Origin of the sequence: Streptomyces sp. SID12501 (assembly GCF_010550245.1) — a bacterium.
Lineage (GTDB): Bacteria > Actinomycetota > Actinomycetes > Streptomycetales > Streptomycetaceae > Streptomyces.
Map to the genome: position 1 here is coordinate 1 of NZ_JAAGLU010000008.1, position 14,178 is coordinate 14,178.

The window sequence follows — 14,178 nt, forward strand, 5'->3', positions numbered from 1 at the left end:
GGTTGTTGCGGGAGGTGAGAGTGGAGGGGTGGTCCTCGCCCAGCACCCGCACGGAGGCGGTGAGGGTCTGTTCGTACAGCGGGATGGCCCGCCCGAGGTCCCCCGCCCCCTGGTACGCACCCGCGAGATTGCTGCGGGAGGTGAGAGTGGAGGGGTGGTCCTCGCCCAGCACCCGCACGGAGGCGGTGAGGGTCTGTTCGTACAGCGGGATGGCCCGCCCGAGGTCCCCCGCCGACATATAGGCGCCGGCGAGGTTGTTGCGGGAGGTGAGCGTGTCGGGGTGGTCCTCGCCCAGCACCCGCACTCGGTCACTGAGGGTCTGTTCGTACAGCGGGATGGCCCGCCCGAGGTCCCCCACCCCCTGGTACGCACCCGCGAGATTGTTGCGGGAGGTGAATGTTTCGGGGTGGTCCTCGCCCAGCACCCGCACGGAGGCGGTGAGGGTCTGTTCAAACAAAGGAAAGGCCTTTTCCAGCTCACCGAGCGTGCTATAAGCACCCGCAAGATTGCTTCGCGCGGCGAGGGTATCCGGGTGATCGGAGCCGAGAAATTGCTCGCAGCCGGCCAGTGTGCTCTGATAAAGCTGGATGGCCTGTGTTAGATCACCTTTCATTTCGTAGGCGTACGCCAAATTATTCAAGGACGTCAAGGTGTCAGGGTGGTCGCTGCCGAGGATCCGTTGCCGGTCGGTCAGCGTTTCCTCCAACAACGGAAGCGCACCGTTAACGTCGCCTAGCGAAAGACGGGCATAGGCGAGGCTGTTGCATGACGCGAGAGTGTCTGGATGGTCGCTACCAAGAATCCGCTCCCGTGTCGCCAGATTCTGCTCTAGAAGCTGTACTGCGTTCCCAGCCCGGTTCACAAAATGAAGGGAGGTTGCGAGATTATGACGGGAAGCCAAGGTATCGAGGTGTTGATCACCCAGTACCTGTTCCCGCTTAGATAGAGCTTGCTCGAACAACGGAATAGATTGCTCTATATTTCCGGCCACCTGGTGTGCGTATGCCAGGTTGTTTAGAGAAGTCAGAGTATCGGGATGCAGGTCGCCCAGTACGCGTTCGCGGTCGGTCAGCGTTTGTTCATACAATGGAATGGCAGCATCCAGGTCGCCAGATGCCAGGTATGCGCCTGCTAGATCATTCCGAGTACTCAGGACAACAGGGTCTTCATGCCCGAGTGACTGTTCGCACTCAGCGAGAGTTTGCTCGTACAGAGAGAGAGCTTTTTCGAGATTACCCGCTGCTTGGTAAGCGCCAGCCAGATTCCCGAGAGCTGCCAGCGTATCGCGGTGAAGGCGCCCATAATGACGAGAATACGCGGCGTGGGAACGCATGTGATATGGAATGGCGTCGGTTGGATCACCTTGCTCGTTTAGGAAAAGGCCCGCCTGATTGAATAGGTGAGCCGACACGGCAGTATCGGATTCTGACGTCGCACGGTCAGCAAGGGTCGTAATGTGCGGAATAAGACGTTGCCAAAGAGGCCAACCCTTGGGTTCGTACACTTGCGGGAGGGCTGCATCCAGCAACTCCGTTGACTGCCGCAGCCCAGTCGTGATGTCGACCGGCAGGCGATAGGGATCCTGAGGGTCAACGGTCCGGACAAACGTCTGCAACAATCGATGCATGGAGATTGAAGTTGCATCGGCATCAAGCAATCCGTGGGCCGCGAGCTTCATCAAGGTCTGCTGCAACGTTTGCTGATCAACTGATAAAGTCAAGTTATCAAGCAAGCTGCGCGGAATTCCTTCATGGGCATACCAGGAAAGAATGCGTAGTAGAGGCAGCGCGAATGGCGCATCTGTGAGCTGCTCGAAACTGGCATGAAATGTTCGATTAAGCGGGCTCCGGGCAGGTGAAGAATCGTCTAAATCGAGAATATCCGACTCAAAATTGGAGAGTCGGTGAAGGTACTCTGCTGCATCAATATGGGTCGCTGAGATGTACTTGGCGGCTGCCCGGATAGCGAGCGGAAGCCCTCCTAGGCGCGAGACTAGATCCGCCCTTTGATAGAGATCTGGTTCTCCAGTTGGTTCGCCAGATTGTACGGTCCGCGTAAATAGTTCGAGGGCTTCATGGCGAGGAAGGGGGCCCACTTGAATCATTGTGGCATTGATGCGGTGCCAGCGTGAACTAAGGCGGCTCGTCACAATGATGTGACCACAATTCAGGCGATTAATTAGCGATGCAATATCTGCTGAATCTGTCACATCATCTAGAATGAGGAGCCAGTCATCATGAGTGCTCAACCACTGGGTTGCGCGTTCAGCTGATTCATCCATAGGCCAGGCTTGGGACAATTCCGGTTGCAGAGTAAAAATCAAACGTGCGAGGCCGGCCTCAAGTCCAGCAGAATTATTCGCAGTGATCCACCAGATTGGATTGTAGGTCCTCACGCGCCGTGACGCATAGTGTGCGGCAAGTGTGCTCTTCCCTACCCCTCCTAGTCCACTCAAGACCGCTACACTGCCCGGCGCGGCGAGGCTATCTTCCATATGCGAGATTTCAGAAGTGCGACCTACAAGGAGATCCCCTCTGGGAGGTAGATTTACAAGGTCGCTGGGAGCATCTACGTTCGAAACAGGGCGCAAAGACTGGCTAGATAGAGCAGTCTCATGAATGTACTGGTCACGTCCAGCTTGGTAAATTCGACCGTGTCCAGATGCAGCGGCCGAGATATTCAGTTCACCTCGTTCATTCACTGGAGTTTCCTCCTTGTTGTGATCGAAGAAATTGCAACAATACGCGCTCACTCCGAATCTCGATCCCCTTGTATGTGCCTACGACCGGAGGGAGTCCACGGTCCGGCGGCTGTAGCGATGCGGGGGCGGCTGCCAGAGTATTCAGGGGGTAGGAATCGGCCATGTCGATCGGCACTTCATTTTCGTTTATCGCCGCGGTAAATGCGCGGTTGCGTGCTAATACAATATCGGCACCATGGCCCCGGGTACCGAATTGAGGTTCCGGCACACCCTGGCGATTAGCCAAGCGGTCGGATACTGCATCGTAAATCATGGTCATATCGAGGAACTCGCCGCTCCCGGAAACTCCATTGCACAGGACATGGATAAGCTCACCTGTGAAAGCCGTAAATTTTTCCCCGATGGGAGCTAAAGCTTTTCGAGTGGCGGCGGAGGCCGTTAATACGCAAACGCCCTCGATATCTGCCTTTTGAGCGACCACTCTTTGTAGATCCGGTACAGTGCAAGGAGATTCTGGGCTCATTTCGCCAAGCGCCTTGCCGCTATAACAGCAGTCCAGGATAACTACAGTGCGACGAGCCCGTATTCCTGCTTGTCGCAGTCTGGCGCGAAGCTTAGAGTAACTGAGGCAATCGTCATCCCATTTAACGCCACTCAGGGCCAGGTGGAGATCTTGCTCTTCCCCAACGAGTAGTCCATGTCCGGCGTAATACAACAGGAGCGTGTCGGTAGCCTCGGCGGCTGCCCGTTCGACTTCTGTCAGCACCTCATGAGGGTAGGTGGGTTCTGGAATGTAGAGGCAGTGCTCATCAGGAAGACCCCAAACGGTACCGTCAGTCAAGACTCGCCGGAGTTCTGCGAGATTCTTTTCAACGGCAGGCAGCTCTCCGAGCCCGAGGGCGTCCGCGGAGGAGTGAACGCCGATCAAAACAGCGCGGGAACCAGCGGGATCCGGGGTGGTCATGATGCGTTGGAGTTATCACCGCCGCGGGGCTGTTCCGTCCGCTTCAAGGTGTCAATAATCTCCTGGACTTTGGCTGGGTCGCTGGTGTTGATGGTCACTACGGCACCATTGCACTCGATTCTCACGCCAGAGCCCGTTCCTGGCGAACGTGCAGTACGTCTGGCGTCCCACCATGCCGCTGTTGAAATGACCAGGCCACCGATCGCAGTAGCGTTGTCGACTACTGCCTGGACGATTTCGGCGGCACCCATTCCATCGTCGTCCGATGCTGCTGGTGCGGCTGACAGCTTGGCGTGCGCGGCCACGGGATCGCTCTTCAGCCAACGCAGTAGGTCAGGGCCGTCCCCGTCCTTGCCCGCCTGGATCAGTACGAGCACATCCATCCCTTTTCCTCCCCTACCCCCGTAAGACCTCAGTTCGAGTCTTCCGGTTGGATGGACCAAGCCGATTGGCGGCGTCGGAACGCAGCGTAGCTGGTGCTACCCAGATGGATGCCGCTCATCACCGAACTAGCACCCTCGTATGTCTAGTTGCCAGTGCTCAACCGGCGCACACCAGCTTGATGACGTGTCTGATACATACCTCCTCAAGCCTCCTGAACAGCGAAGTTATTACTGCATCAACAGGGACTTGACCGAGGGTTTCGAAGGGGCAGTCAGTTGACTGACCTGGCCTCCCACGGCTGAGGTGGCTTTCCGATCTCTCGTTTCCACCACTGTCCATCTGCGTCCCGAAACCCAAAGACGATCACCAGGCTGGCGTCAGGGGCTGGGCGGACTGGCTCACTGAGTGGATCAATCAGTTGCACTCTCGCCGTCAGCTCCTCCTGTGGTTGAAGGATGCATGCGATCTTTACGTTCGGTCTGATGTTGGGGTTTAAGCGCCAACTCACTGCGCCTTGTGAAGGAGCCTGCCGAACGTCCAGGATCTCGACGTCACCGATCGGGCTTGTACCTCCGTTGGCGATGCAAACGTCAAGGGTCGTACTGCTGGACCACGGCACTGAGGCGGTCACCAAGGAGGCTCGGCCCTGGGCCGCCTTAGCCACTCGATCCGTGTCTTCTTGATCAGCCCTTACGGCCCGTCGGTGCGGTATCCACATCGACGCGACAGCAACGCCCACACCGCCAGCTGCACTCACGGTGCTCACCACGTTCCAAAAATCTGCCATGAACCCACCCCATATGCGGCTATGTCGGGAGGATCGCAGAAGTCTCGGTTACTCCTCAACAGTCGCGATGCCTATCGGGCACCAGGCCCCGGAGCTGGCCGCCCATCAAGCATGCCGAGCGGTAAGACTATTACCGCATGAACCTTGCTTGACCGACGATTCCCTGAGCGCCGCCACCGGGGCGAGTTCCGCCCGGGTCTGCGCCCACAGCACGAGGCCGTACGCCGTCACGGACAGCGCGCCGCCGAGCAGCCCGACTGCGGCGAACGGCCGTACCGTCGCAAGGAATTGGCCCCGCCACCGGTACAGCGCGTAGGCGGGGACGGCGATGCCCTCCAGGGCCATCAGCCAGGCGATGTAGGAGAGCGCGGAGCCCGAGGCCCGTACGCCCAGACCGTCGACGACGGTGTACGCGGCGATGGACAGCCCTGTCGCCAACGCGGCCCCGATCGCCGCCCAGTTGGGCCGCCGCCCGCGCATCCCCCACAGCGCGACCCCGGTAAGTCCCGCACAGGACACGACGATTCCGGCCGCCGCCCAGCCGTTGGGCACCTCGTGGGCGAACACGGCGGCGAGCACGGTGACGACGAGGGGCGCGGTACCGCGCGCGATCGGATACGCCTGCCCGAAGTCGCCGAGCCTGAACGACCGCATGAGCAGCACGTAGTACGCGATGTGGATGAGGGCAGACGCGACGAGATACGGCCACGCCCCGGCAGCGGGAAGCGGCAGGAACGGCACGGCGACCAGCCCGATCAGCATTCCGCCGCCCGCGATGAGCGTGAACCCGACCAGCTTGTCGATGATGCGGTGCGCGAGCGCGTTCCAGCAGGCGTGGGTGACGGCGGCGAGCAGTACGGCGGCGGTGACTGTCGGGGTCACGGAGCCGCCGACTCGCGTACGTCCACGAGAGTCGCGCCGGCGTGGGCGATCAGGGCCTTCGGCTCCATGGGAAACACCGTGTACGGGGTACCGGCGGCGGCCCAGACGACGTCGTGCTCCAGCAGCGAACGGTCCGCGAGGACACGGGTTCTGGTCCGGTGCCCGAAGGGCGGCACACCCCCGATGGCGTACCCGGTGGTCTCGCGTACGACGTCCACCTTGGCGCGGGTGACCTTCGCGGCCATGAGTTCGCGCCGGACGAGCTCGACGTCGACGCGAGAGGCGCCGTCCATGAGGACGAGCACCGGCACCCCGTCGGCGGAGAAGATCAGCGACTTGCAGATCTGGCTCAGCTCACACCCGATCGCGGCGGCGGCCTCGGCGGCGGTACGGGTCTCGTCCGGAAACCGGCGAATACGGGAGTGGAGTTCGCTGAGGCCCAGCTCATCGAGGGCCTCGGCGAATCGGGAGGACGTGGTCATGCCCGGCACGTTAGCTGCCGGACAGATGCACCACGAACGAATTCCAGGTGGTGGGATCGAGGGTGAGGTGCGGGGTGTGGGTGGGGCTGGGGGTCTTGGAGTCCCGGACGTGGATGGTGTGCGGGGTGGTGGCTACTTCCACACAGTCGCCGGGTTCGCTGCTGTCGCTGTAGCTGCTCTTGAACCAGCGGAGTTCCGAGGTGCTCATAACGCTCCAAGCGCTCGCTCGATGAAGGCCAGCGACTCCCCAGGCGGGAGAGCCTGCGCCCGGATCATCCCATAACGGAGTTCAAGGACCCCAAGATCCCTGGGACTTGAGATCGGACGGGCATTGAACGCACCTTCGCAACGCCCGACCGCCGAGCCATCGGCGAACTTCAGCACCTGGATCAGGCCCTGCATGCTGGCGTGATCCTCACGGTCGGTCGGCATGACCTGGATCATGACGTTCCGCAACTCGCCTACCTCCAGCAGGTGTTCGAGCTGTCGACGTAGCACCATTTTCCCTCCGATGGGTCGCTCAAGCGTCACCTGCTCCTGGATGAAGCTGAACGAAGGTGTGGGCTCCCGGTCGAAGACCGACTTACGGGCGACGCGCGCGGCAACTTCCCGTTCCACCTCGCCGGAAGAGAGCGGCGGCTGCCGTGTCTCGAACAATGCCTTCGCGTACTCCGGTGTCTGCAGCAGGCCGTGGATGTTGTGGTTGCCGTACAACAACAACTCGACCGCCCGCCCCTCCAACTCCTTAAGTGCCCGCACCTTCTTCGGGTACTGCGCGTCCTCCACGTACTTCCGCATGGCGGTAATCGCGCCCCGCGCGTTCACCAACTCATCCGCGCTGTAAAGGAATTCGACCCGGGGAATCCGTGCCCCGCGTTCGACCTTCCGGATCAGGTCCTCGCCGTACCGCATGGCCGCCCCGAAGTCGGCCACCGACATTCCGGCGGCCTCCCTGTGGAACTTGATCACGCCGCCCACGACCTCGATCATCGGCGCCATCTCGTCGCCGGGCTCGATCGCCCAGCCCACCTCGTCCACGTCCTCGCTCATACCCACCTCCAACGGCGACCCGTACCCGAACGGCACTGTCGACAGCCGGGACAGGCGGGACAAACACCGGAAAGGGGCACCCCGCAGCGCGGGATGCCCCTTCTCAGCTTGCTCGCGGCCGACTCAGACCTGTACGAGCTCCCGGTCCTCGTCCTGCGGACGGTTGTCGTCGTCCAGGGTCCGCAGGCTCTCGCCCTCCACGTCGACGTTGGGGAGTACGCGGTCCAGCCACTTCGGGAGCCACCAGGCCCGCTTGCCCAGCAGGGCCAGCACGGCCGGGACGATCGCCATGCGGACCACGAACGCGTCGAAGAAGACCGCGATCGCCAGGCCGAAGCCGAAGAGCTTGATCATCGACTCGCTGGAGCTGATGAAGCCGCCGAAGACGGCCATCATGATGATCGCGGCGGCGACCACGACCCGGGCGCTGTGCTTGAACCCGGTCACCACGGCGTTGGACGGCGACTCGCCGTGGACGTACGCCTCCCGCATGCGGGTCACGAGGAACACCTCGTAGTCCATCGCGAGACCGAAGACCACGCCGACCATGAAGATCGGCACCATGGACATGATCGGGCCGGTCTCGTCGACGCCGAGCAGGCCGCTCAGCCAGCCCCACTGGAAGACCGCGACCACGGCACCGAGCGCGGCGAGGACGCTGAGCAGGAAGCCCAGGGCCGCCTTGAGGGGGACCAGGATGGAGCGGAAGACCAGGATCAGGAGGAGGAAGGCGAGGCCGACCACCAGGCCCAGATACGGGATCAGGGCGTCGTTGAGCTTCTGCGAGAAGTCGATGTTCATCGCGGTGGTGCCCGTGACCAGCACCGTCGCGCCCGTCTCGGCCTTGACGTCGGCGCTCTGGTCGCGGATCGCGTGCACCAGGCCCTCGGTCTGCGTCGAGGACGGCTTGGAGTCCGGGATCACGGCGATCGTCGCGGTGTCGCCGGCCTTGTTGAACTGAGCCGGGGCGACCGTGACGACGTCCTTGAGGCCCTTGATCCGGTCGGCCAGCTTGTCGACGCCGGCCTGGGGGTCGGCGGTGCCCCGGGCGTCGTAGACGACCATCAGGGGACCGTTGAAGCCGGGGCCGAAGCCCTCGGACAGCAGGTCGTACGCCCTGCGCTGGGTCGTGGACGTGGGCTGCGAGCCGTCGTCGGGCAGGCCCAGTTCCAGCTGGGTGACCGGGAGCGCGATCGCGCCCAGACCGAGCACACTGAACATCAGTACGGCGACCGGCCGGCGGATGACGAAGCGCGCCCACCGGGTGCCCATGTTGGGCCCGGCGACCGGCTTGACCTGCTCGTTCGTCTCGCTCTCGGTCTCGCTCTCGCTCGTGCCCTTCTTCGCCTTCTTGCTCTTCTTGTCCTTCTTCTGGCCCGCCGGCTGGACCTTCCGGCCCGCGTATCCGAGCAGTGCCGGGATCAGGGTCAGCGCGATGAGTACGGCGACCACGACCGTGCCGGACGCCGCGAGGCCCATCTTGGTCAGCATCGGGACGTTGACGACCGCGAGGCCCGCCAGGGCGATCACGACGGTGAGGCCCGCGAAGACCACCGCCGAGCCGGCGGTGCCGGTGGCGCGGCCGACCGCTTCCTCGCGGTCACGGCCGTCGGCCAGCTCACCGCGGTAACGGGAGACGATGAACAGCGCGTAGTCGATGCCGACCGCGAGACCGATCATCAGCGCGAGCGTGGACGTGCTGTCGCCGAGGTCGAGCGCGTTGGCCAGGGAGGTGATGGTGGCGCCGGCGATACCGACGCCGATGATCGCCGTCAGCAGCGGCAGTCCGGCCGCGACCAGCGAACCCAGGGTGATGACGAGGACGATCGCGGCGATGGCGATGCCGACGGCCTCACCGATCGCGCCCGGCTCGGACTCCGCCTGCAGCGCGTCGCCCCCGACGTCGACGGTCAGCCCGGTGGCCCGGGCCTGGTCGCCGGCCTTCTCCAGGGCGTCCTTGGTCGAGTCCGCGAGCTCCATGCCGGGCAGCGTGTACTTCACCGACGTGTAGGCGACCGTCCCGTCCTTGCTGACGGCGCCCGTCGTGAACGGGTCGGAGACGGCGACGACTTCGGAACCGTCGCCCAGTTGCTTGACCGTCTTCGTCACGGTCGCCTTGTTGGCGGCGTCCGTCATCTTCTGGCCCTCGGGCGCCTTGAAGACCATGCGCCCGGTCGCTCCGTCGGCGCTGGCGCCGGGGAAACGCTGTTCCAGCAGGTCGAAGGCCTTCTGGGCCTCCGTACCCGGAATGGAGAAGGAGGTGGTGCCGGCGGCGGGCGCGCTGGCCGCGCCGACTCCCGCGAGCGTCAGCAGCGCCACCCATATCAGGGCGACGAAATGCCGTCGCCTGAAGGCGAGCCGGCCGAGTTTGTAGAGGAACGTGGCCACGAGGGGCGTACTCCCGGTCAGGTCGTTGAACAGCAACAGGGCAGGGTTGATCGGCCTGTTGGGGCGCAGGAGTGATCAGCCCGACGACGTGAGCGGTCGCGTCAGGTACGAGTCAGGTACGAGTCAGGTACGAGTCAGGTGCAAGGTGGGGTAACAAGTGGGGTTGTTCAAGGGCTGGTTCGGGCTGATTCGGAGACAGGCTGCCCTACGGAACCGACACGCCGAGGGCGGGGAGCACCACGGCGTCGATGTAGTCACGCAAGTAGGCCTGGGTCGGGGGCCGTTCGTCGATGAGCGAGCGCGCGATGAAGCCGCCGATCATCATGTGCAGCACATAACCCATCGCCGGGTTGTCCGCGCTGACCTCACCCCGGTCGACAGCCCGCTCCAGCACCTTGCGGAACTCGGCCATCTCAGGCTCGATGAGCAGTTCCCGAAGTGCTTTGAGGAGATCGGGGTTTCCGTGGACCGCCATGCCCAGAGCCCGCATCAGCGCGGAGGTCTGTTCCATGGCGCAGTCGTTCTCGCGGAGCAGCAGGTCGTGGAAGTCGCCGCGCAGGGACCCGGTGTCGACGTCCGCGATGGCGGTGCCACCCGGCTTGAAGTGCCGCATGGCCCTGACGACCAGTTCGGCCTTGCCACCCCACTGGCGGTAGAGCGTGGCCTTGCTGGACTTCGTACGGGCGGCGACGGCGTCCATGGTGAGGGCCTCGTAGCCGACTTCCCGGAGCAGGTCGAGCGTGGCGCCGTACAGCTCGGCCTCACGCTCGGGCGTGATCCGACTACGACGCGCCGTTGCGACCTCGGTCATGTCACTCACCCTTTCCTGTTCCGGTTTCGGACGACACCGTTTCGTACAGCTCCGCCCTACGTCAATGAACATACCCCGAGAATCATAGAAACGAAACCGTTTCGTACGTGCCCTCGCTCACGGGCCTCACCCACTCGTATCCACGTTCCCGATATTTCACAAGTTGCCCGGGCCCGTTTCCCGGAAAAGCATGGGGAGGTGAGCTATCTGCGCCTGCCCCACCTCAGCGGTGACCTGCTGTGCTTCGTCGCCGAGGACGATCTCTGGCTCGCCCGCCTCGACGGAGACGGAGACAGAGACGGAGACAGAGATGGAAACGGAGATGGAGCCGGAAGGTCGGGGTCTTCAGGGGCCGACGGCCGTGCCTGGCGGCTCACCGTCGACCGTACGAAGGTCGGGCACCCGCGGTTCTCGCCCGACGGCCGGCACATCGCGTACACGAGCTGGCGCAGCCTCGTGCCCGAGATCAACCGGGTGCCGGTGGACGGCGGCCCCGCGCAGCGGCTCACCTACTGGGGCAGTGCCGACACCCAGGTCTGCGGCTGGTCCCCGGACGGCGACATCCTCGCCGTCGCCTCCCACGGCCAGCCCTTCTCCTACTTCACCTGGGCCTACAGCGTCCCGACTGGCGGCGGCCCCGGCGGGCGGCTCCCCTGGGGTCCCGTCTCCGACATCCAGGTCGCGGACATCGGAGGGGAACGGAAGACCCTCCTCCTCACGGGCACCCCGCCCCACGAACCGGCCGCCTGGAAGCGTTACCGGGGCGGTGCGACCGGCCGCCTCTGGCTGCACGGCGAGCGTCTGCTGCCCGACCTCGACGGCCACCTCCACTCCCCCATGTTCGTCGGCGACCGCATCGCCTTCCTCTCCGACCACGAGGGCGTCGGCAACCTGTACTCGTGCGCGTACGACGGTTCCGGCCTGCGCCGCCACACCGACCACGACGCCTTCTACGCCCGGCACGCCTCCAGTGACGGCACCCGGGTCGTGTACCAGTGCGCCGGCGACCTGTGGATCGTCGACGACCTCGCCGCCGACTCCGTCCCCCGCCGCCTCGACGTACGGCTCGGCGGGCCGCGCGCGGGCCGTCGTACGTACCAGGTACCCGCCGCGCAGCACGTCGACGGCATCTCGGTCGACGAGACGGGCCGCGCGAGCGCCGTCGTCGTACGCGGCAGCCTGTACTGGCTGACCCATCGGGACGGCCCGGCGAGGACGATCACGGACACACCCGGCGTACGGGTCCGGCTGCCCGAGATGCTCGGCTCGGGCGGGCAGGTCGCCTACGTCACGGACGCCGAGGGCGAGGACGCGATCGAGATCGCCTACCTGCCGAGGGCCAGCGGGGAGCGGGAGCCGAGACGGCTGGCGTCCGGGCGGCTGGGCCGGGTACTGGAACTGGTGCCCGACCCGGCGGGCGAACGCCTCGCCATCGCCGCCCACGACGGCCGACTTCTGCTGATCGACGCCTCGGAGGAGCCGAACGAGGAGCCGGACGAAAAGTCGCACGGGGAGGTGACCGGGGAGGTGACCGAGCTGATCTGCTCCCTCAACGGGCCGGTCACGGACCTCGCCTTCTCCCCGGACGGCGCCTGGCTGACCTGGTCGCACCCGGGCATCGGACGCTCCCTGCGCCAGATCAAGATGGCGCGCATAAAGGACCGTCTGATCGTCGACGTCACCAACGGCCGCTTCGAGGACGAGAACCCGGTCTTCACCAGGGACGGCCGCTATCTGGCCTTCCTGTCGTGGCGGGGCTTCGACCCGGTGTACGACGTCCACACCGGCGACCTCTCCTTCCCGCTCGGCTGCCGCCCGTACCTCGTCCCCCTCTCCTCCGCCACGCCCTCCCCCTTCGCCCTCTCCCCCGACGGGCGACCGGCCGCCGGTGGCCTGGACCCCGGCGAGGACGAGGGCGCCGACGGTACGGACGGCACAGTGATCGTCGAGGCCGAGGGTCTGGAGAGCCGGGTGACGCCCTTCCCGGTCGCCGCCTCCAAGTACTCGGCGCTGTACCCGGTCGCGGGCGGCGGACTGGTGTGGCTGCGCTGGCCGATCTCGGGCGCGCTGGGCGAGACGTTCGCGAACCCGGCCGACACGAGCGGCCGGCCCACGCTCGAACACTTCAACCTCAGCAAGGGCAAGAAGGCCGAACTCGTCGACCACCTCGACTGGTTCGCGGTGAGCGGCGACGCCTCACGGCTGGTCGTCGTCGACGAGGACGAGCTGCGCGCGGTGCCCTCCACCGACCCGGGCGACGGCGACACGACCGTCTGGATCGACCTGCGCCGGGTCCTGCACGAGGTCGACCCCCCGGCGGAATGGCGCCAGTCGTACGAGGAGGCCGGCCGCCTGATCCGGGCCTACTTCTGGGAACCCCGGATGTGCGGCATCGACTGGGACGCAGTGCTGGAGCAGTACCGCCCGCTCGTCGAACGGGTCGCGTCCCCCGACGAGTTCGCGGACCTGCTCCGGGAGGTCCTGGGCGAGCTGGGCACGTCCCACGCGTACGTGACAGCCGCCCGCCGCAACGAGGGCCCGCCCCACTACCAGCGCCGACAGGGCCTGCTGGGCGCCAACTTCGTGCGCAGGGAAGGCGGTTGGATGCTGGACCGGATCCTCCCCGGCGACTCGTCCGACTCCAAGGCCCGCTCCCCGCTGGCCGGTTCGGGAATCCGGGAGGGCGCGCTGCTCACGCATGTGGACGGGCGCCCGGTGGACCCGGTGACGGGCCCGTTCCCGTTGCTCGCGGGAGCGGGCGGTACGACGGTGGAGCTGACGTTCACCGCGTCAGACTCCGCTTCGACCGACGCTGGTTCGACCGGCGCTGCTTCGACCGACGCCGCTCAGGCCGAGGGCGCGGGCAGGGCGCGGAGGGTCGCGGTGGTCCCCCTCATCGACGAACGTCCGTTGCGGTATCAGGACTGGGTGGCCAAACGCCGAGAAGTGGTGCGGGAGTTGAGCGGCGGGCGGTGCGGTTACCTGCACATCCCCGACATGGGCGGCTCGGGCTGGGCCCAGTTCAACCGCGACCTGCGCATGGAGGTGTCGAGGCCCGCCCTCATCGTCGACGTGCGCGGCAACGCGGGCGGCCACATCAGCGAACTGGTGGTGGAGAAGCTGACGCGCACGATCCTGGGCTGGGACCTGACGCGCAACGCCCAGGCGGTCTCGTACGCCTCGAACGCCCCCCGGGGGCCGGTGGTCGCCCTCGCCGACGAGGCGACGTCCTCCGACGGCGACATGATCACGGCCGCCTTCAAACTCCTGGAACTCGGCCCGGTGGTGGGTCAACGGACCTGGGGCGGAGTGGTCGGCATGACCGGCCGCCACCGCCTGGGCGACGGCACGGTGATCACGGTCCCGATGAACGCGGCATGGTTCAACGCGTATGGCTGGACAGTCGAGAACCAGGGCGTCGCCCCCGACCTGGAGGTCCTGCGCACCCCCCTCGACTGGGCAGAGGGCCGCCACGTCGAAACGGACGACGCCATCAAACTGGCCCTGGCCCTACTGGAAACCCACCCGGCGGCAACTCCACCGGACTACACCGAGGTCCCGAACAGGGCCAGGCCAACACTTCCCCCGCGTTCGTGAACCAGCACTCCGGCCCGCATTCTTGACGAGCGCTGGGGTCACCCGCCCAGGGGCGCGGGGAACTGCGCGACAAGCCCCCACGGCCCCGCACCCGACAGCGCACCCCAACACCCCAGACAAAAACGCAGGGTG

The 14,178-nt window shown here is 65.1% G+C and carries 10 protein-coding genes; 1 reads left to right on the plus strand and 9 read right to left on the minus strand.

Annotated features, from left to right (window positions below):
• The 9 genes from fxsT to G3I71_RS10935 form a co-directional block, all read right to left on the minus strand.
• Positions 1-2,494: FxSxx-COOH system tetratricopeptide repeat protein (gene fxsT, locus G3I71_RS10895; protein ID WP_164313786.1), on the minus strand; the 2,494-nt coding region annotated here is incomplete at its 3' end.
• 199 nt (positions 2,495-2,693) lie between these two features.
• The gene (locus tag G3I71_RS10900) at positions 2,694-3,665 is read right to left on the minus strand and encodes a caspase family protein (protein WP_164313787.1); all 972 of its coding nucleotides are present in this window, start codon (positions 3,663-3,665) and stop codon (positions 2,694-2,696) included.
• A complete protein-coding gene (locus G3I71_RS10905; protein WP_164313788.1) occupies positions 3,662-4,048 on the minus strand; it encodes a hypothetical protein in 387 nt (128 codons plus the stop codon). Before G3I71_RS10905 ends, G3I71_RS10900 begins: the two co-directional genes overlap by 4 nt.
• An 893-nt stretch (positions 4,049-4,941) precedes the next feature.
• Positions 4,942-5,718 carry a DMT family transporter gene (locus G3I71_RS10910; RefSeq protein ID WP_164313789.1) on the minus strand — a complete coding sequence of 259 codons (777 nt, stop codon included), beginning with the start codon at positions 5,716-5,718 and terminating at the stop codon, positions 4,942-4,944.
• Positions 5,715-6,200: a YbaK/EbsC family protein gene (locus tag G3I71_RS10915; protein WP_164313790.1), complete on the minus strand. Its 486-nt coding sequence runs from the start codon at positions 6,198-6,200 to the stop codon at positions 5,715-5,717. Before G3I71_RS10915 ends, G3I71_RS10910 begins: the two co-directional genes overlap by 4 nt.
• A 10-nt stretch (positions 6,201-6,210) precedes the next feature.
• Positions 6,211-6,408, minus strand: coding sequence for a DUF397 domain-containing protein (locus G3I71_RS10920; protein WP_164313791.1), 198 nt, complete (start codon positions 6,406-6,408; stop codon positions 6,211-6,213).
• Positions 6,405-7,250 (minus strand): helix-turn-helix transcriptional regulator, encoded by an 846-nt coding sequence (locus tag G3I71_RS10925; protein WP_164313792.1) that lies wholly within the window; start codon positions 7,248-7,250, stop codon positions 6,405-6,407. The genes G3I71_RS10920 and G3I71_RS10925 overlap by 4 nt, the downstream gene beginning before the upstream one ends.
• A 123-nt stretch (positions 7,251-7,373) precedes the next feature.
• Positions 7,374-9,638, minus strand: a complete 2,265-nt coding sequence (locus G3I71_RS10930) for an MMPL family transporter (protein ID WP_164313992.1) — start codon at positions 9,636-9,638, stop codon at positions 7,374-7,376.
• A gap of 205 nt (positions 9,639-9,843) precedes the next feature.
• The gene (locus tag G3I71_RS10935; protein WP_164313793.1) at positions 9,844-10,449 is read right to left on the minus strand and encodes a TetR/AcrR family transcriptional regulator; all 606 of its coding nucleotides are present in this window, start codon (positions 10,447-10,449) and stop codon (positions 9,844-9,846) included.
• A gap of 198 nt (positions 10,450-10,647) precedes the next feature.
• On the opposite strand from G3I71_RS10935, the gene G3I71_RS10940 reads away from it, so the two are divergent.
• Positions 10,648-14,046: a S41 family peptidase gene (locus G3I71_RS10940; RefSeq protein WP_164313794.1), complete on the plus strand. Its 3,399-nt coding sequence runs from the start codon at positions 10,648-10,650 to the stop codon at positions 14,044-14,046.
• Positions 14,047-14,178: the final 132 nt, after the last annotated feature.

Coding starts and splice junctions, on each gene's coding strand:
- G3I71_RS10920 (WP_164313791.1), bottom strand. CDS start 6,408: ATGAGCACCTCGGAACTCCGCTGGTTCAAGAGCAGCTACAGCGACAGC.
- G3I71_RS10905 (WP_164313788.1), bottom strand. CDS start 4,048: ATGGATGTGCTCGTACTGATCCAGGCGGGCAAGGACGGGGACGGCCCT.
- G3I71_RS10915 (WP_164313790.1), bottom strand. CDS start 6,200: ATGACCACGTCCTCCCGATTCGCCGAGGCCCTCGATGAGCTGGGCCTC.
- G3I71_RS10935 (WP_164313793.1), bottom strand. CDS start 10,449: ATGACCGAGGTCGCAACGGCGCGTCGTAGTCGGATCACGCCCGAGCGT.
- G3I71_RS10900 (WP_164313787.1), bottom strand. CDS start 3,665: ATGACCACCCCGGATCCCGCTGGTTCCCGCGCTGTTTTGATCGGCGTT.
- G3I71_RS10925 (WP_164313792.1), bottom strand. CDS start 7,250: ATGAGCGAGGACGTGGACGAGGTGGGCTGGGCGATCGAGCCCGGCGAC.